General features: G+C 57.0%; 18 protein-coding genes. 10 read left to right on the forward strand and 8 right to left on the reverse strand.

All coding sequences use genetic code 11. The features are described from left to right. Positions 1-87: 87 nt before the first annotated feature. Genes A3OW_RS0102360 through A3OW_RS0102370 form a run of 3 tightly spaced genes read right to left on the reverse strand, consistent with a single transcriptional unit; the run spans position 88 to position 5,070 of the window. Positions 88-1,137, reverse strand: coding sequence for a fatty acid desaturase (locus A3OW_RS0102360; protein ID WP_232422314.1), 1,050 nt, complete (start codon positions 1,135-1,137; stop codon positions 88-90). 53 nt (positions 1,138-1,190) lie between these two features. Continuing rightward, the gene (locus A3OW_RS0102365) at positions 1,191-3,338 is read right to left on the reverse strand and encodes an iron-containing redox enzyme family protein (RefSeq protein WP_020561831.1); all 2,148 of its coding nucleotides are present in this window, start codon (positions 3,336-3,338) and stop codon (positions 1,191-1,193) included. After that, complete coding sequence (locus A3OW_RS0102370; RefSeq protein ID WP_020561832.1) at positions 3,328-5,070, reverse strand: carbamoyltransferase family protein; 1,743 nt, start codon at positions 5,068-5,070, stop codon at positions 3,328-3,330. Before A3OW_RS0102370 ends, A3OW_RS0102365 begins: the two co-directional genes overlap by 11 nt. 333 nt (positions 5,071-5,403) lie before the next feature. Between A3OW_RS0102370 and A3OW_RS27580 the strand changes: the two genes are divergently transcribed. Then, positions 5,404-5,553, forward strand: coding sequence for a hypothetical protein (locus tag A3OW_RS27580; RefSeq protein ID WP_157385773.1), 150 nt, complete (start codon positions 5,404-5,406; stop codon positions 5,551-5,553). Between the two features lie 90 nt (positions 5,554-5,643). Here the strand turns inward: A3OW_RS27580 and A3OW_RS0102385 are convergent, their stop codons facing one another. After that, positions 5,644-7,011 carry a flavin monoamine oxidase family protein gene (locus tag A3OW_RS0102385; RefSeq protein WP_020561834.1) on the reverse strand — a complete coding sequence of 456 codons (1,368 nt, stop codon included), beginning with the start codon at positions 7,009-7,011 and terminating at the stop codon, positions 5,644-5,646. Between the two features lie 384 nt (positions 7,012-7,395). Here A3OW_RS0102385 and A3OW_RS0102390 point away from each other — a divergent pair, with 384 nt between their 5' ends. The 4 genes from A3OW_RS0102390 (at position 7,396) to A3OW_RS23850 (ending at position 13,373) form a co-directional block, all read left to right on the forward strand. Beyond that, positions 7,396-7,974 (forward strand): hypothetical protein, encoded by a 579-nt coding sequence (locus tag A3OW_RS0102390; protein ID WP_020561835.1) that lies wholly within the window; start codon positions 7,396-7,398, stop codon positions 7,972-7,974. A 436-nt stretch (positions 7,975-8,410) separates the two neighbouring features. Beyond that, positions 8,411-10,600: a glycoside hydrolase family 3 N-terminal domain-containing protein gene (locus tag A3OW_RS0102400; RefSeq protein WP_232422315.1), complete on the forward strand. Its 2,190-nt coding sequence runs from the start codon at positions 8,411-8,413 to the stop codon at positions 10,598-10,600. 36 nt (positions 10,601-10,636) lie between these two features. Next, entirely contained in the window at positions 10,637-11,926 is a 1,290-nt protein-coding gene (locus A3OW_RS23845; protein ID WP_051091785.1) for a sugar MFS transporter, read from the forward strand. Between the two features lie 415 nt (positions 11,927-12,341). Then, positions 12,342-13,373 carry a lytic transglycosylase domain-containing protein gene (locus A3OW_RS23850; RefSeq protein ID WP_232422316.1) on the forward strand — a complete coding sequence of 344 codons (1,032 nt, stop codon included), beginning with the start codon at positions 12,342-12,344 and terminating at the stop codon, positions 13,371-13,373. Positions 13,374-13,463: 90 nt separating this feature from the next. Here the strand turns inward: A3OW_RS23850 and nhaR are convergent, their stop codons facing one another. Next, positions 13,464-14,363: a transcriptional activator NhaR gene (gene nhaR, locus A3OW_RS0102420; RefSeq protein WP_020561841.1), complete on the reverse strand. Its 900-nt coding sequence runs from the start codon at positions 14,361-14,363 to the stop codon at positions 13,464-13,466. 242 nt (positions 14,364-14,605) lie between these two features. Between nhaR and cysD the strand changes: the two genes are divergently transcribed. The 5 genes from cysD (at position 14,606) to A3OW_RS0102450 (ending at position 21,925) form a co-directional block, all read left to right on the forward strand. Next, a complete protein-coding gene (cysD, locus tag A3OW_RS0102425) occupies positions 14,606-15,547 on the forward strand; it encodes a sulfate adenylyltransferase subunit CysD (protein ID WP_269746792.1) in 942 nt (313 codons plus the stop codon). An 89-nt stretch (positions 15,548-15,636) separates the two neighbouring features. After that, complete coding sequence (gene cysN / locus A3OW_RS0102430; protein ID WP_020561843.1) at positions 15,637-17,262, forward strand: sulfate adenylyltransferase subunit CysN; 1,626 nt, start codon at positions 15,637-15,639, stop codon at positions 17,260-17,262. Positions 17,263-17,487: 225 nt separating this feature from the next. Further along, complete coding sequence (locus tag A3OW_RS0102440) at positions 17,488-19,158, forward strand: ATP-binding cassette domain-containing protein (protein WP_020561845.1); 1,671 nt, start codon at positions 17,488-17,490, stop codon at positions 19,156-19,158. Continuing rightward, the gene (locus tag A3OW_RS0102445; RefSeq protein WP_020561846.1) at positions 19,158-20,516 is read left to right on the forward strand and encodes an HlyD family secretion protein; all 1,359 of its coding nucleotides are present in this window, start codon (positions 19,158-19,160) and stop codon (positions 20,514-20,516) included. The genes A3OW_RS0102440 and A3OW_RS0102445 overlap by 1 nt, the downstream gene beginning before the upstream one ends. After that, complete coding sequence (locus A3OW_RS0102450) at positions 20,513-21,925, forward strand: TolC family protein (RefSeq protein WP_020561847.1); 1,413 nt, start codon at positions 20,513-20,515, stop codon at positions 21,923-21,925. Before A3OW_RS0102445 ends, A3OW_RS0102450 begins: the two co-directional genes overlap by 4 nt. Before the next feature lie 49 nt (positions 21,926-21,974). On the opposite strand, the gene A3OW_RS0102455 is transcribed toward A3OW_RS0102450, so the two are convergent. From A3OW_RS0102455 to A3OW_RS0102465, 3 genes are read right to left on the reverse strand one after another with little or no spacing between them, the layout of a single operon-like run. Next, positions 21,975-22,346: a hypothetical protein gene (locus A3OW_RS0102455; RefSeq protein ID WP_020561848.1), complete on the reverse strand. Its 372-nt coding sequence runs from the start codon at positions 22,344-22,346 to the stop codon at positions 21,975-21,977. Next, positions 22,343-24,886, reverse strand: coding sequence for a cytochrome c oxidase subunit I (gene ctaD, locus A3OW_RS0102460; RefSeq protein ID WP_020561849.1), 2,544 nt, complete (start codon positions 24,884-24,886; stop codon positions 22,343-22,345). The genes A3OW_RS0102455 and ctaD overlap by 4 nt, the downstream gene beginning before the upstream one ends. After that, positions 24,883-25,950, reverse strand: a complete 1,068-nt coding sequence (locus A3OW_RS0102465; RefSeq protein WP_020561850.1) for a sodium:calcium antiporter — start codon at positions 25,948-25,950, stop codon at positions 24,883-24,885. The genes ctaD and A3OW_RS0102465 overlap by 4 nt, the downstream gene beginning before the upstream one ends.

The raw sequence follows: 25,950 nt of genomic DNA on the forward strand, positions 1-25,950 counted from the left end.
TAATTATGGTTCATGTCGCAACGGAGTAAAGATTTTATTTTCCTGATTTTTTTATAATTCGGGCTGCATTTTGTTGGTGACGCAAAGTTAGCGGCTGGAAGATAATTGTGAATGCCGGAATAGCCGCAATTGGTTCAAAGCCATCCGCCGGAAAGACGCATTGTTTAATTTTACCCAAAGATTCATGACAAAATAACCATAGGGAAGCCTGGGACCCTGGTTCGAATAGGCGATTTCATGGAAATGCCGGTTTTCATTTTCATGATGGCCGATGTGGTTCGACAAGCCGATGAGGGCGTAGCGGGTCATCCACGAATCGGTGACCCAGCCGAAGCTATGGCCGAACCGGCCTTCGTTCAGGCCCCAATGCTGGAAATAATTGACGGCTTCCAGGATGCGGACCGCCGCCAGGGCCTGGTAAAGAAACATCAGGACGGGAAGCCAGCCCAGAAGCGTCAGAATCAGCGCGATCAGAAGCAGTTCAATCGCCACGCCTTGCAATACCCGGTTCCGGAGCAATTTGAGCGGGCCGGTCAAGGCTTCGGCGGCCAGCCGGCTTCGTTCCGATTGCCAGGCAAAACGGAAATAGCCGAAATAAACCCTGCGCCAATAATCGTTGAAACTTTCGCCGAGCCGCGCGGTAGCGATATCGTCCGACATGCCCAGGCTCGGATGATGGCCCTGCTTGTGCGTGATAAAGAAATGATCGTAACAGACCGTGCATAACAATAAGCGTCCCAATTGCTGCATGACCCAGGCGGAACGATGAATCAATTCATGGGCGACCACGATGCCCGACGTGCCCGAACTGGTCCCCACCATGAATCTGAGAATGATTAAATTGATCAAGCCGGTTCCGATATCGTGAACAGAATGCCACGGCAATTTGCCGACATAGTCGAGCATGAGCCAAATGTTGGCAAGTTGCAATAGGCACAGGCCGTAAAGAATGCCGTCATAAAACAGGGACGAACGCGCCGCTTTCGCCGGATGGACGGCTTTGGGCCCGCGCCAGTCCAGCAGCAGTACGATCCAGAAAGGTATCGTCCAGGCCAGGGCGCCGGGTATGTCGTGCGGGCCGTTCGCCAAAAAAAGACAGGTGCTGACCGGCAATATAAGGCAAAGCAAATGGCTCAAAGAGTGCAACATCCTGATTTTATTTTTCTAATGAGGATGACAAGGCGCTGTTTTCATGTTCTGAATCGTTTTAATAAATAGCACCAGACCAGTGCAAATTTAAACCCTCTGCAGACAGATTGCAATGAACAATAGCCCGTGTAGATTCTCCGCCAGTGGTAATCGGCTGCTTCCATCCCCGACACGGCGATGACGTCGTCCAGGTAAAGCTGAATCGCTTCTTTTGCCAGAAAGGCGTGGCCCGACGCAACGTTGTCGATCGACGTGTGGACGTCGACGATGGCGGGATTGAGGCCCCAATAAGCCAGTTCTTCGGACAGACGCAAATAAACGTTGCCCAGACCGCTCAATTCGATCGCCATGTTCAAGCCCAGCAGCTCGGGCAAAAACGTGCAGGGAAATCTGGCGATCGCCAGGAGATACACCGGCAGATCGAAGGCGCTGTCGATAAATCCCGGATAATCGACAAATTCCCGGCTGGCGATCGGCGGCAGGTCAAGGCCGACGCTATTCAGCAATTGCCGATAGATGAAAGGATGGTTTTGTTCGAGCTTGCCGTTGCCGGCTTCGTCTTCATAAATTTTGCACAGCAAGGCGGCCAGGGCCGGGTTCGAGCCGAATTGGAGCCGGCTTACCGATTGAAGCCAGCAGCCGTCGGCCAGAATCGCCGGAGCGAACTGTTCGATGCCCCACAAATAAGCTTCCCTGGACAATTTGGGAGTCGAGCCGAGCGGCCGGTAGCGTTCGGTCTCCTGTCGGTAAAGGGTATCGATCAGCTCGTCCAAGGCCTGATGCGTATAAGATTTAAACGGCACTCGGCTGAACCGGTCAGCAGAGCGCAGCACTTTTCGAACTTTGCTACGGGCTGTGGCCGCCACCTCGGGGTACAGTTCGTCGTTGACCAGATGGTAATACAGTTCCCGATTGCCGAGTTTCGAAAAATCGATCACCGGGCCGGTGGGTTCCGCCGAGGCCAGAATTTCCGGCTCTGCCCGCCCGGAAGCAGGGCAGGCCGGTGGAATTTCGGCTTTTTCCGAAATCAGCCAGTTTTCTAGAATTTTTCTTTCATCCTGAGTCAGGACGCCGAACATCCGCCCATTGAAATCGAACAGTTTCAGCAAGGGGCTTGCCGAAGGGTTTGCCTTGTCAATGTAAGGCGACTTCGTCAATTCGGACAAAAAGCCGACGGCATCGAACGGCGATTCGGCGAACCAGTCGTTCAAAGATCGCCCTCCCACTTTAACCCGGCCATGATGGCCGGCCGCCGCGGCCGCTTTCTTTTCGAGCAGCATTGCCCATTGCCGGCCGAACGAGGGCGGATTCAACGCCTGTTGCAGCAGGTGCTGCCGGCAGCGTTCGGCTTGCACCCGGTACAGGCGGAAGCCCGAGCGGATCCGGTGCCATAAATCGGCGCCCTGATCGTTGAACGCATGCACATAGCCGCCGATAATTTGGTTGAGATCGGGAATGACCGAATGCTTTCGGCTTCGGCGAATTTCCAGGAAACGGTCCAGGTTTGGGTTGCCGTTTTCCGGTCGAAAATTTTCCAGAAGATCGGGAGATCGGCAATAAGCCAGGGTGAAACCGAGGATTTCCGGAAAAAACACGCGCGGGAAACAGGCCAGAGCCCGTTGCAGGCAGGCCAGCTCGAACAGGCAGCCGCCGATGGCTTCCTGCTGTGCGAAGGCCCGGCTGGTTAATGGGAGCAATGCCTGCCCCGTTGCCAGCAAAAGGCCAAGGAATAAATTTTTACCGGTTTCCGGGCGGGCCAATTTCAAATGGACGGCCATCAGATCGACGGTCAGAGGATTCTGGCTGGTGGCGGCCTGAGAGATCGAATGCAGCCAGCCCGGCTCGGTTAAAACGACCGGCGACAGTTGCAGGATACAGTTGTTGAATGCTTCCTCGGTCAACGGCGGAACTTTCGCCGGCCGGGGCAGGGCGGCGGATTCGGTTAAAACCGCATCGGGGCAGCCTGAATCGGAGATCGGGCCGGTTTCCTCAGCGCCGGCGGCCGCCAGATGCTGCCGAATAAAGTCGTAAACGGCCGGATAAACGGCCTCATGCTCGCTGACGTGCATCAGCGTATGAAAAAGTTCCCTACCGTCCAGCAGCCGGTATGGCTCCGCGGCGCGGTAAGCGTCTCGGGAAAAAACCGGCCGCAGGGACGGCGCGAAAGGATGAGGCTGCTCAGTCGTCACGCACTTTGCCGATCAGATAATCGTTAATCACCAGCGCATCGAGCCCGGTGGTCAAAAACACCGCCAGCGCATCTTCCAGGGTATGCACCAGCGGTTTGCCCATTACATTAAAACTGGTATTCAATAATACAGGGACATCGGTCAAGCGGTGAAAATGTTTCAATAAACGGTAAAACCGGGGATTCCATTCTTCCTTTACCGTTTGCAGGCGGCCGGTGCCGTCGACGTGGCATACCGCGGCGATCCGCTCCCGCATTTCCGGGCGGATTTTCAACGTTTTGTCCATATAGGGCGATTCCTGGTAATTTTCGAAATACCGGGAGCCGAACTCATGCAGAATGGAGGGAGCGAAAGGGCGAAAAGTTTCCCTGAATTTGATTTGTTCGTTGATCAGATCCTGAGTCTCGGCCGATCTTGGATCGGCCAGAATCGATCGATTGCCGAGCGCACGAGGGCCGAATTCGGCCCGGCCCTGGATCCAGCCGACCAGTTTGCCGCGGGCCAGAAGGCTCGCCGTGCGTTCGCAAATGCTGTCGGGCAGGTGCTCGACGGGCAGGGAGCGGTTGAATTTGACCAGTCTGGCGATCGATTCTTCGTCGATAGCGCTGCCGGTGTAAGGCGTCAGGAGTTTGGGCCGGTGGCTGCGCTCCGGATGTCCGGCATGATACGACAGCCAGGCCGCGCCCAGCGCACAACCGTCGTCCGCCGGGGCGGAAGGGACGTGCAGCCGACGGAACGGCGTCAGCCGGGTAATATTGCCGTTATGCGAGGAATTGAGCGCGCAGCCGCCGGCCAGAGCGAGATTTTCGCTGCCGGTGACTTCATGCAGATGGCACAACAGCCTCGATACCGTTTCCGCGAAAAAATACTGGCCGGTGTAGGCGATATCGGCGGTTCGCTCGATCGGGTCTTGCCGGTCGCGCCGATACCGGTCCAGTCGATCGAACAACCGCGAAGAGACGTATCGGCAATCGAAGCCCCGGACCGATACCGTAGCGCGGAGCAGGTCGTAGAATTCCGGATTCAATTGACCGTAGGGAGCCAGCCCCATCACTTTCCATTCTTCGCCTTTGAGCCAGTCGAAGCCGCACAGCTCGGTGATCTTCATATAATACAGGCCCAGACTGGCGGTTCCTGGACCCTTGGCCTCGTACAGGCGTTCCAGACGCCGGTTTTTATAGCGGTAGAAAGCCATGGCGCCCCGTTCGCCCCAGGAATCGATCACGGCGCAGGCGGCCTCCTCGAACGGGCTGCCGTAACAGGCGGTGGCGGCATGAGTCAGATGATGATCGTAGTCGGCGAACGTAATTCGGCAATCCGGGTATTTTTCCCGAATCGTGCGCGCCAGATTGAGTCCGGCACCGGCGATACTGTTCCTTTGGCAGGCCATCATGTGATGGATCTGGTAATTGGGCAAAGGCGAACGCAGCCTTTTGATGCCGTCTTTGAGTAAACCCGGCGCGGACAGGAAACTCAGCCCGGACATGGCCGATTCGTAAAAAGGGCGTTTTTTTCGCCAATTGATTGCAATGACGAATTCGCCCGCATCCGGACAAAACCGGGCCAGCAATTCCGGCACGCGAAACAACTGGTCGGGTTCGCAATTCAACGCCCGTTTGTTCTGCAAATAACGTTCGGTCGCTTCGGCAAACAAGACTTCGCCCTGATCGTCGATCACGGCCAACGCAGAGTCGTGATAGGTGACCGACAGGCCTATATGGTATTTTCTCATCCGTGCAGTCCGGCATGCTGATGGGGATGCCATCTTATCATCAAGCCGGAAGATCGGGATGACGGGAGTGCAAAAATACGTGGGCGAGGATGCCTCCGGCAAGAGCGATCCGTTTCCGAATCAGAGGCTTGAACGATTAAATTAATTTTGTGCCGTACCTCATACATGCGACCGGAAAATGCTCTAAGCTTACTTGGGAGAAGGACATTATGCCGAATACGGCGAACCCGCCCGTTGCAATGGGAGCGTCTCGGTAATTTTAAACTTTCGCCAGGCGTTAATGTCTTTTAATGTAAAGAAACTGGACTTATATGTAAGGAGATTTGTTATGCAATGGTTCGTTTTTTTAAAGACAGTTTTTTACGTGGCATGGTCTTTTTTGGTCATCAGCTTCATCATTCTGAGCAAAAAATACCGCTGATAGATAAAGCCAGAGAAAAAATTTATAAACATCTTAACCGGGAGCGGTGCTTAATTAACTGAGTACTGCTCCTTTTGGAGTTAATAAAATTTTAAACGGCATGAAAAGCCGATCGTTATCATTCCGTTCTGTATAAATGCGTAGATAAACGATTAGCCAGCGGTCATTTTCTCAACCGCTTCCCGGGCCGTGCGCAGGGCGCCTTCGATGAAGCCCTGGTAATCCGAAAAGGCTTCGCCGCAGATATGAACGTTGCGGGGGCCGTGCCGCTCCAGCGCGAACGCGGCGACTTTTTCCTGAATGTCCCAGGACCGGATTCCCGGTTTCCAGAGATGGCAGGCCGCTCCGTAAGGTTCGATGCCCCAGTGGCGAATGCCGTAATTGAGAATGCGTTTCGGATCGATGTTCATGAAATGAGCGAATGCTTGCGGCAGATGTTTGTCCCCGTCGATCTCGGCCCGCGTCTCATAGCCTTTGCGCAGATATTGAGTCCAGAAATTCATATAAGGCCGGTCGGCGTACACCATGATCAGACCCTTGCCGTCCGCTTTCTGATAATGCAGCTCCCGCGCCGGTAATTGCGCCAAATCCTGATGAGGAATATTTTCTTCCCACCACGGGTCCTGGACGACGAAAAAACATTTCAGCAAGGGGATGTCCAGAACCGAACCGAAGAGCGCCCGGATCGTCATCGGCAATCCGGCGATGCGGGACAGGCTGTGTTCCGGCAGCGCCAAAACCACGTGTTTGGCCATGCAGGGCGGTTTTTCCGAAAAATGCAGCCGAATCCGCTCCCGGTCGTGGCTTTCGATCGAAACCAGCATGTGCGCGCGGTGAAGATCGGCGCCCTGCTGCCGAATTCGCGCCAGCATCGCGTCGGTCAAGGCGTTCATGCCGTGGCGTATCGCTCTGAGGTGCGGACTCATCTGCAGCATCTTGACCCAGGTGATCAGCCAGGCGGCGGCGCTGGGGTTTTCATGGATGAAATGAAAAAAGCTCCCGTCTGCGATAATAAAGCGCAAGGCATGAGGGCTGATGACCCTGCCGAGCACGTTCCATAGACCTTGTTCCCAGAGCGGGCGTCCGAGAAAGACGCCTTCACGGCGGATCGCTTCGAGATCGTCTTCGCTAAGCGCCATCAGCTCCGTTTCCGATTTGTCCAGAACCCGCTGTATTGCCAGTTTGTACAAGCCGAGGCTGGATAGACCGCGTTCGGCATCTTCCACGGGATGGCGGCTGTGAAACTGCTGAGCCGGCGGACTCAGATATTCGGGAAAAGGTTGCGTTTCAACTCCCAGTTCTCGGATCAATTGCCCGAGCCGGACTTGCCGGACGGGATCGAAACGCATGGCGCCGTATTCGGCGTCGAAGCCGTGCATGGCGACGGTTTCCAGTTTGCCTCCGAAGCGATGGCTGCCTTCGAACAGGGCCACTTTCCACTCGGGCGGCGCATGCATCGCACAGTACAACCCTGCGACGCCGCCTCCCACGACCGCCAAATCGTATTCCGCTGCTTTCATGACGTCTCCCTGGCTCGAACCCCGGCCCTGCAAAAATATCCACTTTCGTAGCCGGCTGATCAATAGACCGATAAACGCAGAGAAAGTGTCATCGACAAGGAGAACGAGAGCTTTTTTGAAGAATCCGATCCTCCCGTGGAGTCCGAAGTCTGAAAGCATTGAGGATATGGGCTTTGCCTTATGCCGAATCGCCTGGCTTGATGCGGGAACGGGAATTTCCATACGGCTTCTAAGAATAAGACTGTTACTCTTCAAGCACCGCGTCGCCGTGATTTCATTTTTGCGGGTTTTGTCGCTTCCGTGCTGGGGTGGAGTGTGCTACGCTGATTCCAGGATAATCGCTTTATTTATCCGCTACCGATGGTCGTGGGAGAGTAGATCATTATGACGACACTCATTTCTCTGAAGCATACCGCATCCGAAATACACCGGGCGGCACGACTCTACCAGCCCAGAAACAGAAAAATTCTCAACGGCTGCATCTTTTATGAGCCCGAACTGATTCTTCCGCTGGAGTGGGATGACGAGACGCTCTGCCAGATGAACGAACTGCTTGCTTGTTCGTCAGTGGTTTCTTACGCGATTCTTCAACTGCTTTCGGCTACCCGGACCCATCTTCCCATTTCCCGGCGAGACAAGTGGGCATGGCGATCGATTCGCTATCTGAACGAAGATTTCGATCCCTGGGAAGATCCGCCCGATGCTCTCTATTATGTCGAACAGGTCCGGGTACCCGTCGAACGGATCCGGTATTTGCTTTCTTCTCAAGGCATCCGGAAAATTATCGATCAATTGTGCCTGCAACATAACGGCGACTATGTCGGCATGCCGGTATCGGAATCTCCTTGCACGGCGCAGGAAGCGATCGAGACCGCCTGCATGGACCGGTCCGTCACCCTGAAACAGGTTCGGTTCCTGCTGCATCTGAAGATTCACTATCTGGTGTCGTTGGCGGTCGTATGAAGACGAGGCAGAATCTCCGGCCGGATTTCGTGATTTTAACAGCAAAAATAACGGGTCTGACCGAATCGAAGCCTTTTCGGTTCGCATGGACGGCGTACTGCACGGCAGGGAGTTCATCAGTCCAGCCGTGAGGATGATTAAAGAATTCTCTTTCCGTCCGCCGCAAATCCGCATTCTGGCGGGGCAGGGCGCCGTAACAGCGCTTGCCTCGTTTTTGCCGGAAATCGTTTTCACACCAACGCGATTCGTAGGATTTGCGTTCACTCCGCAATAAATTCTGCGTAAAATGACACTTCTGACTTTCACCCGGCTGATCGATTTTCCGATTCCCGACGCACCAATCAGTTCAACCGAACTAAACTAAAGAAGACGAGCCTTAATCTTGCACCTGAAAATTCTTTTACCGATTCTTTTATTTGTTCCTCTGGAGGATGCCGTGAGCGCGCCAACTGTCAATCCCCAAATCGTAGCCCGAGTCGATCAACTTCTGGCTCAAATGACCGTGGAAGAAAAAGTCGGCCAGATGACGCAAGTCGATTTTACCGTGGTCGGCGCGCCTGAGAATGCCAATGCCGGTGAATTCATCGACCCGGCCAGGCTCGAGGATGCGGTATTAAGGCATCATGTGGGATCGATCATGAATACGCCGTTCACGCCGAACAACAAAGCCCAGACTATCGAAACGTGGCACAAGATTCAGGAAGCCGTCCGGGCGGTAGCGGCCAGATCGCGCTTGAAGATCCCGGTTCTCTACGGCATCGACGCCATCCACGGCGCCACCTATACGCAAAACGCCACGCTGTTCCCGCAAGCGATCAGCATGGCCGCGACCTTCAATCCCGATTTGAGCTTCCTGGAAGGCGAGATTACGGCGCGGGAAGTCCGGGCTTCCGGCTTGCAGTGGAATTTTTCGCCGGTGATGGACATCGGCCGCCAGCCGCTCTGGCCGAGACTCTGGGAAACGTACGGCGAAGACGTACGCCTGGCTTCCGTCATGGGCAGCCGTTACATCGAAGGTCATCAAGGCGCCGATTTCAGCGCGGCCGACAAAGGCATGACCTGCCTGAAACACTACGTCGGCTACAGCCTGCCGTTCAACGGCAAGGACCGGACCCCCGCTCTGATCGGCGAGCGCACGTTGCGTGAATATTTTCTGCCGCCTTTTGCCGCGGGCATCCGGGCCGGAGCGCCCACGCTCATGGTCAACTCGGCCGAAGTCGACGGCATTCCGGGGCACGCCAATCACCAGTATCTGACCACCATTTTAAGGGACGAACTCGGTTTTAAAGGCTTTACGGTCTCCGACTGGGAAGACATCAAGCGTTTATATACCCGCGACAAACTGGCGGCTTCGGAAAAAGAAGCGGTCAAAATCGCGGTCATGGCCGGGGTGGACATGAGCATGGTGCCGTTCGATTTTTCGTTTTACGAACTTTTGCTGGAACTGGCCAACAGCGGCGAAGTGCCGATGGCGCGCATCGACGAGGCGGTCGGCCGGATTCTGACGGTGAAATTTCAGGCCGGTTTGTTTGATCCCCCGAAACCGCCGATACCGGCGGAAGCCAATTTCGCCACCCCGGAGGCGGCCGCCATCAACCGGCAAGCGGCGCGCGAATCGATCATTCTCGCAAAAAACGACCGTCATCTGCTGCCGCTGAAAAAGAACGCAAACATCCTGGTAACCGGTCCGACCGCCAATCTTTTGAGCGTGATGAACGGCGGCTGGACCATTACCTGGCAGGGCAATTCGGAAGATTTATACCCGAAAGACAAACCGACGGTGGTCGGGGCGCTGCAAAAACAGTCCGAAGGGAAAATCACCTTCGTCGGCGGCCGTCGTTTCGACGAGCCGATCGATATAGCCGAGGTTGTCAGGGAAGCCGGGCGGCACGATTACATTCTGCTGTGCCTGGGCGAGCCGCCGTACACCGAAACGGTCGGCAATGTCCCTTCGCTGAATCTTCCCGAAGAGCAGACGGCCTTGGCCGATGCGGTACTGGCCACCGGCAAGCCGGTCATTTTACTGACTTTCGGCGGCCGTCCCCGCATCATCACGACGATCGCCGAGAAGGCGCAGGCCGTGCTGCTGGGCTTCTTGCCGGGCATGGAAGGCGGGGAGGCGGTCGCCGACATTCTCTACGGCGCCTACAATCCGGACGCCAAACTGCCCATCACCTATCCGCGCGACACCAACGACATCATGACCTACGATTACAAGCCCATCGAGTCGTTCGAATTGAATACCTACCATCCGTTGTATCCGTTCGGGCACGGATTGAGTTACACCACGTTCGAAACCAGCAACCTGGAGCTCGACAAGCCCGTCATCGGCTTGCAGGAAAACGTCAAGGTGAGCGTCGACGTCAAAAACACCGGCAGGATGGCCGGGAAGGAAACGGTTTTAGTGTATCTGAACGACGTCGCAGCCTCTGTGACCCGTCCCAACAAACAACTGAAAGCCTTTAACAAAGTGGCCCTCGAACCGGGAGAAAGCAAGCGTCTGGAGTTTACCTTGACCCCGTACGATCTGTCGTTTATCGGAGTGGATTTGAAGCGCATCGTCGAGCCCGGAGAATTTACCGTGATGGTCGGCAACGAAAAAGCCCGGTTTACCGTGAAACCATAAAAGAAAGCCTCCCCGACCTTTTTCATTCGGGACCTTATGCCGGCTAAAACGCCTTACTCAGGCTCTCTAAGCATTTTAACCTCGCTGTTTTTCATGTGGGGCTTTGTGACCTGCCTGAACGACGTTCTGATTCCGCATCTGAAGTCGCTGTTCATTCTGGACTATGCCGAGGTCATGCTGGTGCAGTTCAGTTTCTTTGCCGCTTACCTGCTGGTTTCGGTGCCCAGCGGGTATTTCGTCGAAAGACTCGGCTATCAGATAGGGATCATTACCGGACTCGCCGCCGCCGGCATCGGCTGCCTTTTGTTTTATCCGGCCGCAGAACGGCTGAGTTACCCGCTGTTTCTCGGAGCGTTGTTCGTGTTGGCCTCCGGCATCACTTTGTTGCAGGTGTCCGCCAATCCTTACGTGGCGGCGCTGGGATCGCCCGAGACCGCCGCCAGCCGGCTGACCCTGACGCAGGCGTTCAATTCACTCGGCACCACTCTGGCTCCGTATTTCGGCGGCCTGTTCATCCTGACGCTGCCGGTCAAAACGCCGGACGAACTGAAATCCTTGAATGCCGGCGCCCTGGCCGCTTATCAATCTACCCAGGCCAGGCTGGTCGAGATGCCTTATGTAAGCCTGGCGGCCATTCTCCTGGTCATCGCGCTGATCTTTACGGTCATTCCATTGCCCAGGGTGAATTCGCATGCCAACGAGCAGGAAGCGGCACGGCGCCCGACGGACGATCATCGGAGTGCCTGGCATTATCGGCATCTCTTGCTGGGTGCTCTCGGCATCTTTGTCTATGTCGGCGCCGAGGTCGCCATCGGCAGCTTTCTGATCGGCTACCTGGGCGAACCGAATATTGCGGGATTGTCCGCCCAAGCCGCCAGCCGCCATGTTTCTTTTTACTGGGGTGGAGCGATGCTGGGCCGGTTTGCCGGCGTCCCCCTGATGCGAACCGTTCCGGCCGGCAAATTGCTGACCGTTAACGCGCTGGCCGCCGGCGGGTTGACCCTGTTTGCGATGTTCGGAGACGGACTTCCCGCCATGTGGGCGATTCTGTCCGTCGGCTTTTTCAATTCCATCATGTTTCCGACCATTTTCTCGCTGGCGATCCAAGGGCTCGGCAAGCATACGGGGCAGGGCTCCGGCATTTTATGCTCGGCTATCGTCGGAGGCGCCATTCTGCCGGTAATACAAGGCCTGTTCGCAGACCGCATCGGCCTGCAGCCGGCCTTTTTCGTTCCGGCGCTGTGTTATGGCTACATCGCCTATTACGGCTGGTACGGCAGCCGGCCGGCGGCGCCGAAAGCCGCGTGCCTGGCTTCGTCAAAATAACGGATTTTTTGCGAAGCCGTTCACAGTTTTAACGGTTGCCCATCGAATCGCTCCCAAGCGGGCCAATCCCTGAAATCCTTCCTGAAGGCTGCCGGCCGCTTTTCCCGAAGAGCGCCAAGCCCGGTGATTGAGCCTTTCCCGGTCTCTATTTCAACGCTCCTTCCGATCCCGAATCCGCTATAATGAATTGCCAGAGCCAGAGCTATCAGGGCGTTTACGAATGCCTGGGGTGCCGGGCTAAGGGAGATTGGTAAGTGCCGGGAAGAGAAGGTTAATCGGCTTTTCGGCATTTTCTTAATGGACTCGCGTAAATCTTTAAAGGGCTTTTCCGAAAATGAATCGATGGACTTTGCGAATAGTGCTTTTATCGGCAGCGGCGATGGCATTGAATGCGTGCAGCAGTGCCGAGCCGGCAGTGGCACGTGTTAACTCCCGGCCTTATGGCCCGTCAGCCAAGCCGGAGGCCGCTTTACCGCCAGCCGTGTACACACCGGCAACGTACTCCGGCGTATTTTTAAAACCGGGCGAGCTCGAATCGGCGGTGGCATTCTGGCGCAAAGTTTATGCCGAGTGGCAGCGTTCGGAAGTCGTATTTCACGACGACCGTCATCTGGACGTGATTTACGAAGTGATGGTATTGCCGGGATACATCGACGACAGCCTAAGCGCCGAGCAAAAGGAAATCATCAATCAGCGCCGTAATTTCTGGAAAACTCAATTGTCTCTGCTCGAAAGCAAACGGTATTACAACGTGCCGCTCAATGCGGGCGACCGGCAGTTAATCGCCAAAATGGAACGATCCGGCCGGCCGCTCGCCGGCATTCTGTCCGGCGCCGCCGATCGAGTGCATGCACAGCGGGGAACCCGCGAGCGTTTCAAACGCGGGCTCGAGATCAGCGGGCGCTACGAGCGGCAATTCAGAAGAATTTTTCGCGACGCCGGGCTGCCGGAAGATCTGGCTTATCTTCCGCACGTCGAATCTTCGTTTCAGTCGGCGGCCAGATCCTCCGCCGGCGCCGTCGGCATGTGGCAATTCACCAAAGGCGCCGCAAAAAGATTCATGCCATCCCATAGGAAACGCGATCTTCGCCTCGATCCTTTCGCTTCCGCCGTCGGCGCAGCCCGCTATCTGAGCTATGCCTACCGGAATCTCGGCGACTGGCCTACCGCGATTACTTCGTTTAATCATGGCATCGGCGGCATGAAACGGGCACAAAATCAGGTCGGCCGGGACTTTGCCCGCATCGTGCAGAACTATTCGAGCCCCGCGTTCGGCTTTGCTTCGCGTAATTATTACGCCCAATTTCTGGCAGCGCGTGAAATTGCCAGCAATCCGATACAGTATTTTCCGGAAGGAGAAATGGTTGTCGATAATAACGGGCATCAAAGGATCAGTTTCAGCCGCTCCGATCTTTATCTGCTGGACGGTACGACCGCCGAAAAATAACCGGTCTTTCTTCTCCGCCACGGCATCTTGAATTTCCTGTACCGAAGGCGCCGGAAACGAAAGTCAGAAGGGCCGGTGCCCGAGCCGTTATTATACAAACCAGCCCCTGTTGTTATTTTCCAGGATGGCCATGACCGCCGGATGCTTGCGTTTGCGTTGCGCCGTAATCGCGTAGAATCTTTCAAAAACGGCGTCGATCTTACCGATCAATTGAGCTCCGTATTGTCTCTGAATTTCGATCTCTATGGCGATAGGCGCCACGAACAATCCTGTCCCCCCGGCGGCAAAAGTTTTCAATAAAGCGCTGTCCTCGATTTCGGCCTTGATGTCGGGATATAGACCTTGGTCATCGAACCATTGATCCAGTGACCGCCTCAGCGCGGTATTTTGGGTCGACAGTAGCAAGGGTGCGCCGTTTAAGGAATGTGGAAAATCCCGGGAATAGCGTTCGGCCAGTTCCGGCGTTCCGAATACCGCGACTTTGCTTTCGCCCAGCAGATGATTGAAAACCCGGCTGCCGACCGATGGGGTCGCCGGAATGTCCGAGAGCACCAAATCGATGCTGTGCAGGGAAATTTCGGAAATGAGGCGCTCGGCTTTGTCTTCGTGGCAGATCAACTGCACCGGTTCGCCGGCCTGAAACGCCGGTTCCAGCAATCGATAAGAGATCAATTTGGGCAAGGCGTCCGCGATACCGACGTTGAGCTTCAAGCCTCGCCCGCCGCTTCGCCCGAGGAGCGTCTGAGTCAACTCCTGGCCCAAGGTGAATATTTCCTCGGCGTAGCGGAAAATCGTCCGCCCCGTGTCGCTCAACACCAGCTTGCGTCCGTCCATATAGTAAAGTTTTTCGCCGACGGCCTGTTCGAATACGGCCAACTGGCCGCTGATCGTAGGCTGAGCCAGATGCAATTTTTCACTGGCGCGCGAAATGCTTCCTTCTTTGGCCACATGCCAGAAATAGAACAAATGCTGATAGTTGAGACGGTTCATGACGATTTAATATATAGTTTTTATCAATAATATGAATAGATATATTCTATTTTACTATTTATTGGCTCCTCCGTATTCTGTAGCTTGATAAATCCACTTTAGCCAGGGCAGAGAATCATGAAAATACCGAGTAAAGCGATAAAACAGTCACAAGCTATTCTCCGGCGGCTAGCGGAGGCTGAGGGGATGTTCCATTTTTCGTTGTTCCCGTTCGACGCCACGTTACATTTACCGGAACTTCGATCGAGCATTGCGCAACGTGTACGGTAGAGGAGCCAAAGCCTATGAATTTGACCCATTTAAAACAGCTGGAAGCTGAAAGTATTCATATCATCCGAGAAGTTGCCGCCGAATTCGAGCGGCCGGTGATGCTGTATTCGATCGGCAAGGATTCGGCGGTCATGCTGCATTTGGCGATGAAGGCGTTCTTTCCCGGTAAGCCGCCCTTTCCGCTGCTGCACGTCGACACGACCTGGAAATTCCGGGAAATGATCGAATTCAGGGACAGACTGACCCGGGATCTGGGCCTGGAGCTGTTGGTCTACATCAATCAGGACGGCGTCGCCCAGGGCATCGGCCCGTTTACCCACGGCAGCAAGAAACACACGGACGTGATGAAAACCGACGCGCTCAAGCAGGCCCTGAACCAATATCAATTCGACGCGGCCTTCGGCGGCGCCCGGCGCGACGAAGAAAAATCCCGGGCCAAGGAGCGGGTCTATTCGTTCCGCGACAAGAACCACCGCTGGGATCCGAAAAACCAGCGTCCCGAGCTGTGGAACATTTACAACGGCAAGATCGACAAGGGCGAAAGCATCCGCGTGTTCCCGCTGTCGAACTGGACCGAGCTGGACATCTGGCAGTACATCCATCTGGAAAAAATCCCGATCGTGCCGCTGTATTTCGCCAAAGAGCGGCCGGTGGTCGACAAGGACGGCATGCTGATCATGGTCGACGACGAGCGCATGCCGATCGGCCCCGAAGACAAGATCGAAATGAAACGGGTGCGTTTTCGCACGCTGGGCTGCTACCCGTTGACCGGCGCCGTCGAATCGAACGCGACCACGCTGCCTGAAATCATCCAGGAGATGCTCTTGACTACCACCTCGGAACGCCAGGGCCGCCTGATCGATCACGACCAGGCCGGGTCGATGGAACAGAAAAAGCGGGAAGGCTATTTTTAAGCCCGGTTTCAGCCTGCGCTCCGGTCCGCCCCCAGGACCGGCGATTCGACCGACGATATTGCACCCTTACAGGAATTCGAAGAAAGACTATGTCCCATCAATCCGATCTCATCAGCACCGACATCAACGCCTATCTGGCTCAGCACGAACGTAAGGAATTGCTGCGTTTTCTGACCTGCGGCAACGTCGACGACGGCAAAAGCACGCTCATCGGCCGTCTTCTGCACGACTCCAAAATGATCTACGAAGATCAACTGGCCGCGGTGCAAGCCGACAGCGTCAAGTCCGGCACCACCGGCGCCGGCAAGATCGACCTGGCGCTGCTGGTCGACGGCCTGCAGGCGGAGCGGGAACAAGGCATCACCATCGACGTCGCCTACCGCTACTTCTCCACGTCCACGCGGAAGTTCATCATCGCCGACACCCCGGGGCACGAACAGTACACCCGCAACATGGCCACCGGCGCCTCCACCTGCGACCTGGCGATCATTCTGATCGACGCCCGTTACGGCGTGCAAACCCAGACCAAGCGGCACAGCTTCATCGCTTCCTTGCTCGGCATTCAGCACATCATCGTCGCGGTCAACAAAATGGATCTGGTCGATTACAGCGAAGCCACGTTCAACCGGATCAAAGAGGACTACCTCGCCTTCACCCGGGCATTGTCCCTGCACGACATCCGTTTCATTCCGATTTCGGCGCTGGACGGCGACAACGTCGTCCATCCGAGCGCGCACATGCCCTGGTTCACCGGCGAGCCGTTAATGGATGCATTGAACCACGTCCAGATCGCCAACGATTACAATTTCACCGACGCCCGCTTTCCGGTGCAGTACGTCAACCGTCCCAACCTGAACTTCCGGGGCTTCTGCGGCACCGTCGCCGCCGGCGTATTCCGCCAAGGCGACCGGATCACCGCGCTGCCTTCCGGTAAAAGCAGCACGATCAAATCGATCGTCACCTACGACGGCGAGCTGACACAAGCCTTTCCGCCGATGGCCGTGACCCTGACCCTGGAAGATGAAATCGACATCAGCCGCGGCGATATGATCGTCGGCGCCGACACGACCCCGGCCGTCGTCGCGGACAAATTCAACGCCCACATCGTCTGGATGAACGAGAAGGCGCTCGCCCCCGGCCGCCAGTACACGCTGAAACTGGCCAGCCGCAGCGTGTCCGGTTCCGTTTCGCTGATCCACCACCGGATCGACGTCAATACGCTCGAGCATCACGACGCCAACGAACTGAAACTCAACGAGATCGGCTACTGCACCGTGTCGGTGAATGCCCCGGTCGTGTTCGATCCGTACCGGGCCAGCCGCGGCACCGGCTCGTTCATTATCATCGACCGCCTCAGCAACGGCACCGTCGGCGCCGGCATGATCGTCGGCGCCACCGGCGACGAAGCGCTCCAACCCGTCAGCATCGAAGAACGCGCAGCACGCTTCGGACAAGCTCCCTGCGTGATCGACTTATACGGCGATCACGCGAAGCAGACGGCTTCCTGCCTGGAGCGCAAGCTGTTCGATAACGGACATATGGTCGTCATTCTGGAACACGGCAGCGAGGAAGCGATCGCGTCGCTTAAAAGCGCCGGACTTCTGTGCCTGACTGTGAACGGAAAAGACGTCAAGAGCGATCTGGCTTTCAACTGCGCCGAGCGCACTCTCGACGAAATTTATCAAAGTTTAAAAAATTCATGCATAATTTACTAACCGAAAGTCAAGCTATGACGGTTTGTCTGTCTGGAGTCGGCGAACGGGTCGGCGCTGAACTGGACTATTCGGTAAGAAAATGCTCCGTCGGGGCATTACCGATAAAACTGAAATGGACGGGAAATGATACCTACGGGAAAATCTTGAGAAGCCTCAAAATGCTCAACAACAGCCGGGCGTTTGCAGTCGGATTGACTCATTTACTCTAACAGGGAAAAGCAGCTTATGACCTCGCTCGCAAGCCCGTTGCAGCGACTCCAACATTTGATCCGGATCGAACGCGAAGACATCGGTACGCTGATTGCCTACGGCATCGGTGTCGGCGTGATGTCGCTGGCCACGCCCGTTGCCGTTCAGGCTCTGGTGAATACCATCGCTTTCGGAGCACTCTTTCAACCCTTGCTGGTGCTGACGCTGGTGCTTCTGGTGCTGGTTGGCTTCAGCAACATGCTGATCGCTTTACAGTTCTACGTCGTGGAAATGCTCCAGCGCCGGCTGTTCGTGCGTTTTTTCGACGAAGCGGCTGCACACCTGAAGCAGGCTCATATTGCCAGCCGCGATCATCACCATCTGCCCGAATTGGCAAACCGGTTTCTGGACGTCGCCGGGCTGCAGAAAACCGCCTCCGTGTTATTGCTGGAAACCTTGGGCTACGTTCTTCAGACCTTGATCGGCATGATCCTGCTGGCGTTTTATCATCCCTTGCTGTTGGCGTTCGACCTGTTCGTGATCGCCGCGCTCTGGGGGATCTTGTTCGTCATGGGAAAAAACGGAGTAAGCACGGCCATTGAACAATCCAAAGCCAAATACGCCGCTCAGGCTTGGCTTGAGAATATTGCCGCCAATCCGTTGCTGGGCAAGGCGGCCGGCGATAACGCCTTTCTCGGCGAGAAGACCGATCACCTGGCACGAAACTACCTGGACGCCTGCAGCCGGCATTTTCGGATACTGGCGCGGCAAAACACCGGCGCGTTGGTCCTGCATACGCTGGCGAATACCTTGCTGCTCGGCATGGGCGGATGGATGGTGATCAATTACCAACTGAGCTTGGGGCAGTTGATCGCGGCCGAACTGGTCGTCAGCGCGATGATTTACGGACTGACTCGTTTGGGAAAAACTCTGGAAAATTTCTACGAACTGCTGACCAGCGTCGACAAGATCGGCCATTTGCTCGACATCCCTCAGGAAAGCACACGAGGGATCGGCTTTGAGCCTACCGGAGGCTCTTGCCGGCTGGACGTTTACGGCGTCTTTCTGCCGGAAAGCCCGAACACGGATTCGCTGCGCGGAATCGATTTGCATCTTGAGCCCGGCGACCGGCTGGTGCTAAGCCGCGGTGCCGACCGGGGAACGTTGCTGGAAGTCTTGTTCGGGCTTAGAACGCCGGTCCAGGGCTATGTTCGCCTGAACCATCAGGATCTGAGGGATCTGAATCTGGGCCAGTTGCGCGACAGCGTCCATCTCGTTCGGGAAGCCGAGATCATCGAGGCCACCGTCCTGGACAATTTGTGCCTGGGCCGGGATCTGGATTTGGGCGGCCTGAGGCAGATTCTGGCGCAAGTCGGTTTGCTCGAACCCTTGGACGCTCTGCCTGACGGGTTGCACAGCCGTCTCGGCGCCGATGGCATGCCCTTGACCAGGGAGCAGTGCCTGCGTCTCACCTTGGCGCGGGCTCTCGCTGGAAGGCCCGGGCTGCTGCTGCTGGATGGGGTGCTCGACCGCATCGACTACCGGGTGGTGCCCGCTCTGCTCGATGTGCTTCTGGCGAACGAGGCTCCGTGGACGCTGATCGTAACCAGCCGGCATCCCGAAATTATCGCCCGCTTTAATCGCCATGCGTTTATTCAGCAAGGGATGCTACACGAACAGACGTTCGAAAATCAAGGAAAGCTTTGATGATGGAGAGTAACCGAAATAATGACGGAGCTGTGCCGTTGGCTCCTTTGGCGATGGCGGAAACGTCGCCGCTGGCGCGCCGGATTGCCCGCTCGCTGGTCGTCTTGTTCATGATCTTGTTCGTACTGCTGGCTTTGACGCCCTGGCAGCAGAACGTACGGGGAATCGGACGCGTCGTCGCCTATGCGCCGACCGAGCGTCAGCAAATGATTACCGCCACCGTGGAAGGACGGGTGTCGCAATGGTGGGTAAGAGAGGGAACGCCTGTCAAACGGGGCCAGATCCTGGCCGAAGTGCGCGACAACGATCCTTTGCTCGTCGAGCGACTTAAGATAGAAAAGGAAACCTTGCTGGCGCGGCAGGCGGCCACCGAGGCCCGAATCGAAACGATCCGGGAACAAATCCGGATGGCCGAAGAAGCGCGGCCTCAAGCTTTGGCCGCGGCGCAATCCCGAGTCGACATGGCCCGCGAACGCTACAAGGCGGCCGCTCATGCGCTCGAAGCGGCGCGAGCGGCCCGTTTGACCGCCAACTTGAATCTGGACCGCCAGCAACAGTTGCGCAGCAAAGGCCTGTCTTCGCAGCGGACGCTGGAGCTCTCCCGCCAGGAAATGGCCTTTCGCGATACCGAAGTCGAGCGCGGCCAAGCGATGCTGCAATCGGCAAAAAACGAGATCGAGGCGCTGGCTTCCGACAGGCAAAAGCTGGCCGCGGACGCTACGGCCGCCATCGAAAAAAATCGCGCCGATCTCAATAAGGCGATCGAAGACCAAAACTATGTCAAGGCCGATTTGTTGAAGCTGGAAACGCGCCTGGCACGCCAACTGACGCAAACGGTGACTGCGCCCCGCGACGGCATCATTTTACGCTTATTGGCCAACCCAGGAGCGGAACTGATCAAGCCCGGGCAGCCTCTGGCGATCCTGATTCCGGACACGGTCGAACGCGCCGTTGAACTCTGGGTCGACGGCAACGATCTGCCGCTGATCGTCAACGGCAGCCGGGTCAGGCTCCAGTTCGAAGGTTATCCGGCGATTCAGTTCGGCGGTTGGCCGGAATTTTCGGTCGGCTCGTTCGGCGGCCGGGTCGCATTGATCGACGCAACCGATGACGGCAAGGGTCATTTCCGTATTGTAGTGACACCCGATGCGAACGATGTCGCTTGGCCCGGGGTGCGCTTTCTCCGCCAGGGTGTCCGGGTGAACGGTTGGGTATTGCTCGGCCAGGTGACTCTGGGTTATGAATTATGGCGAATTTTCAACGGTTTTCCTCCCTTGATCCTGCCCGAAACCACCGTCGTCGATAAGCCCAAAGACGACGGCAAAACGACCGGCGGCGACGAGAAAAAAGATTCATGAATAAACTCCTGAAGCTCTTTCTTGTTTTATTGGCCTGCTGGCCTCTGGCCGGAACGCCCCAGGCTGTCTCGCCTTTGACGCTGGAAGAGGTGCTCGACGCGGCGCTGCGGGCTTTTCCCGGACTGCTCGCCGCCGAGCAGCGTAAAGAAGCGGCGGCGGGAGACTATCAAACCGCGCAGGGCGGCTTCGATACCCTGTTGAAAATTCAAAACCGTTGGTCTGTCAGAGGCGTTTACGAAAACCAGAATTACGACGTCAATCTGGAACAGCCGACGGTCTTCGGAGGCACGACCTTTTTCGGCGGCTGGCGCCGGGGCACCGGCGATTATCCGGTTTACGAAGGAAAAAGTCTGACCGCGGAGGACGGGGAAGTGCGCATCGGCGTCACCATTCCGCTCTGGCGCAACCGCGAGATCGACCGGCGCCGGGCCAGTCTGCAACAGGCCGAATTGGGGCAGCTCATTGCCGGCCACGAATACGACCAGGCGTTGCTCGAAGTTCGCCGTCTGGCTACTCATCGCTATTGGGATTGGGTGCTGGCCGGCCAGCGTTTGCGCATTGCCGAGCGTCTGCTCGAAATCGCCGAGCGGCGAAACGAAGGCATACTTGAACGCGTCAGAGCCGGCGATATTCCCGAATTCGAAGCGCTGGACAACCGGCGGGCGATCATCGAGCGTCGGGAACGGAAGGTAGCGGCTCAGCGATTGGTGGAACAGAGTGCGATTCAATTGTCCCTTTACCTCCGGGGAACGGACGGCGAACCCTTATTGCCTTCCGGCAACGAACTGCCGTCCGCCTTTCCGGAGCAGGAGCCTTCGGTCAACGTGAATTTCGACGAGACCGTGCAAACGGCGCACCGTCAGAGGCCCGAGCTGAAGCGCATCGGTTTGCAGAGCCGGCAGACCGAAATCGAACGCGATCTGCAGAACGACCAGAAGTCCCCCGGAATCGATCTGTCGGTGGTCGGCGCTCAGGACATCGGCCAAAGCCCGGACAAAACCAACCGGGACGAATTGTACGTGGGCCTGAATTTCGATATCCCTTTGCAGCGCCGCATCGCCGGAGGCCGTGCTCAGGCGGTCGCGGCGAATCTGCAGCGGCTGAAATGGGAACGCCGCTTGTTGGAGGATCGCATCGCCGCGGAGGTAAAGGATGTGCTGTCGGCTATTGCCGCCGCCCGCCAGCGGCTGGCGCTCGGCAAGGATCAGCAAAGAGCGGCCGGCCAGCTTGAGGAAGGCGAACAAAGCCGTTTCGATTTGGGCGACAGCACCTTGCTGATCGTCAATCTGCGCGAAATGGCCCACGGCGATGCCGCCCTGGCGGCCGCCGAAGCCGCCGGCGTTCTGTTTAAAGCCCATGCCGATTACCAGGCCGTGCTCGGCAATGAAATTGCCCATCCCGCGAACTGACAAGCCGATGCCGTGATTGGCAAGGATATGAAAAAAGCCTTGCTTCTTTTCACGCGAGTGCCCGGCAGGCGGGCAAAAAAATCGCCGCGCTGCCGGCCCACGTTACTCCGAAAAAAGCCAGCAGCGAAAGCAAGCGCATGACGCCGGTCAGAAAAGACAAAGGCTCGTCTTCGGGTCCGGGCAGAACGATCTCCGGCTTGAGCATCAACAGCAGCAACGTCGTTAACGCCGCCAGCGTCGCGGCGATAACGGCCATTTGCACCCATAAGCCGGCGCGGCTGCCGTCGATCACAAGACAGAAAGCAGGATGCAGACCGTAGACAACGGCAAAATGCAGCGCCCAGACCGCCAAAGGGCCGGCCAAAGCAATCAATACGACGCCGATCGACGGTTCGGAACAAGGAGAGCCTGATAACTTCATAAAATCATCCTCGGAAAGCCGTGAATCACCAGAAGCCCGAGAAGAGCCTGAGCTACGGTGTAAACCATCAGCAAGCCGGTATTTTCCAGAGTTGCGCAGCGGACACGGTCGAGCTTTCCCGTAAGGTGCCGCCCGATCACGAACAACGACATGATCAGCACGGCAAAAACAAGTTCGCCGGTCAGGATGCTTTCCATATAGACCATGGCGCCATAGCTGGTCGATCCGGGCCGCAGTCCGGCCTGCCACTGGCACCCGACCTCCACGGCGACGGCGGCTGTGGCCGAAAGGGCGCCGAAAAGCACCAGCATCGGCGTGGCGGCCCGCTTGCGGCCCGGTTCCGCCAGCGTTTTCTTCGCGGCCGCAAACAATGCCGCGCCGGCAATCAACAGCAACGCGCTTAAAACAGGCCACTGCAATTCGGGAAGAGTCTTTGCATCGACAGGCCAGACCTGGGGCGCAACGGTCCACAGGTAAAGATAGGAAAACAGATAGGTTAAATACAAAGAGGCGGCCACCAGCATCAGAATCACCATCGCCCACCAGCCGTGCCCTGTCGGTCCGGAAACATAAACCGGAAGACGAATGCCGGCACCGATATCGACCGGCCCTTGGCCGGGCCCTTTATCGAGCTCCCACACCCAGACCAGGCAACTGGCGATGGCCAGCGCTCCGCACAGCAAAGCCGGGACCACTACCTTGATGGTCAGCAGCAGAAAGCAGGCCGCTGTGAAAACGGCGGCAAAAAAATGCGCCCAGCCGTTGCCTGGCATTTGAATCACGTATTGCGGCCTGGCGTCGATGACCGAGGTGACGATGGTTTCGCGTCCGCCGGTCGGCGCATTGGGCAGGTAATGCCGGCCCGCATCGACCTGCGCGGACAGACCGGGCTGGGTCCACAAGGGCTCGCGGCTGGTCACGTGCGGAATCGAGCGAGTCGAGTACAGGTCGGTCGGCAGCCATTCGAGGGTGCCCGCCTGCCAGGGATTAGGTTCATTGCTTTGTCCGATCCGGAAATTCCGGATCAGATCGGCGATGAATACCGCCACGCCCAGGCCGATCAGATAAGCGCCGACCGTGGACACCAGGTTGTATGCGCCCCATCCGGACGCTTCGGAATAGGTCCATACGCGGCGCGGCATGCCCAGCAGGCCGGCAATATGCATCGGGAAAAAGGAAACGTTGAAGCCGATGAAGATCAGCCAGAATGCCCATTTTCCGAGCCGTTCGGACAGTCTGTTCTTGCCGATCATCGGCGCCCAGTAATAAAAGGTGGCAAACAGCGGAAAGACCATGCCGCCGATCAACACGTAATGCAGATGCGCGACGATGAAATAGGTGTCGTGCGCCTGCCAGTCGAACGGTACCATCGCCACCATGACGCCGGTCAGGCCGCCGACGGTAAAAATGAACAGCATGCCCAGCACGAACAAGGCCGGCGTCTCGAGCCGAAACCGGCCTTTCGACGAGGCGATCGTGGCGATCCAGGCAAATACCTGGATGCCGGACGGTACCGCTACCGCCATGCTGGCCGCCGAAAAAAAGGCTGTGCTGAGCGAAGGAATTCCGGTGGCGAACATGTGGTGCACCCACAGGCCGAAACTGAAACAGCCGGTGGCGATCAACGCCACGACGATCAGCCGGTAACCGACCAGCGGGGTTTGCGCCATGGTGGGCACGATCATCGAGACGAGGCCCGCCGCCGGCAGAAAAATAATGTACACTTCCGGATGGCCGAAAAACCAGAACAGATGCTGCCACAGTAAGGGGTCGCCGCCCTGGGACGCGGTAAAAAACGGCCAGCCGAAAGAGCGTTCGATTTCCAGAAACATAGTCGCCAGGATCACCGCCGGGAAGGCGACGACGATCATCGCGGCGAACACCAGCATGGACCAGCCGAAAATCGGCAGTTTGTCCAGCGACATGCCGGGCGGCCGGGTTCGTAAAATGCCGACGATGATCTCGATGGCGCCGGCGATCGCGGAAATTTCGATAAAACCGATGCCCAGGAGCCAGAAGTCGGCATTGTTTCCGGGCGAATAGGCGGTCAACGTCAGGGGCGGATACATGAACCAGCCGCCTTTCGGGGCCAGGCCGTAAAAAACCGTCGAGAAAAACACTGTGCCGCCGATAATGTAGGCCCAGACGGCAAAGGCGCTGAGGCGCGGAAACGGCAGATCGCGTGCCGCCAGCATTTGCGGCAGCAGCAGTACGCCCAGGGCTTCCATCGCCGGAACTGCGAACAGAAACATCATCGTAGTGCCGTGCACGGTGAAGATTTGATTGTAGAGGTCCTGGCTGACCAGATCGTTCTCGGGAACGGCCAGTTGCGTGCGCATCACCAGCGCGAGCAGTCCGGCCAGCAAAAAAAACGCGAAAGCGGCGCCGAGATACAGCAGTCCCACCACCGTATTGTTGACTGCCGTGATCCAGCGCCAACCGGGGGGTGTTTCCCAGATGCGCAGTAATTCTTCTTTCTCGCCGGGCGGGCGGGGCCAAGGATTGGGCAGAGCGGTCTTTTCTTCGGTCTTATCGATCACGAATTCCCCCTCATGAAATAAAGCAAAACCATGCCGCCGCCGTAAACGGCGAGCACCGCGGCCGAGTCCAGCCCCATGCGTAAAAAGGTTCGGTCGGCGCGTTCGGCGAGGCCCACCAGAAATAAGCTCGTGACAGCCAGGCCCAGCAAAGCTCCGACCGCCGAAAAATCGCCGGCGCGAGACAGCACCGGAGCTCCCGGAGTAATGGCATCGATGCCGAACAACAGCATCACGTTAAAGATATTGGAACCGAGAATATCCGAGATGGCCATCGTGTAAAGGCCGCGATTCATGCTTGCAAAAACGATGCTTGCTTCCGGCAGGGCGGTGGCAAAGGACATCAAGCTCATTCCGGTAAAAGACTCACCCAGCCCGCTCTGCCGGGCGATTATGCCGCCTGCGGTGGCCAGCACGTAACCTGCACAGAGGATAACCAGCGCACTGGCGACGGTTTTCACGATAAGCAAGTCCCGAGGCTCGTGCCGCAACGGGAACTCGCTTTCGTCCCGGCCGCTGCGATCTTCCTTGCCCAGCGCTTCATCCTCGGGATTGTTCACGACCCAGGGGTATTGACCTTCGGCTTCGCTGATTTTGACGAAACTGTACAGAGACGCCGCCAACAATCCCCAGGTCCAGAGTCCTGCACCGAACAGTGGGACGTCGCCGACGATTACGCCGATAGCGACGAAGGCCAGCAGGCAGATCACTAGAGCTCCCTGCAACATCACCACTGGATTTGGAACGACAGAAGTCAGAGCCCGTTCGCCGGTAAAGATATCGGCAATGGCCAGCAACGCTAATTGCAGAGCGATACCGCCGAGCATATTGTTGACGGCGAGGATGGCGTCGCCGTTATAGGCGGCGCTCAGGCTGGTCGCGATGTCGGATAAAGAAGTTACGCCGGCCAGCAGAAACAAGCCAAGTAACGCCCGGCTAAGGCGAAAGCGCTCGGCAAGTTCGTCCGCATAGGCCGCGATCTTGGTTCCGGCAACCCAGACGCCGGACGCGGCTGCCGTAAAAATCGTCAGGTTCATTGTCAGACTGTAACCGGAAAAATCGAACAT

The organism is Methylosarcina fibrata AML-C10, from assembly GCF_000372865.1.
Lineage (GTDB): Bacteria > Pseudomonadota > Gammaproteobacteria > Methylococcales > Methylomonadaceae > Methylosarcina > Methylosarcina fibrata.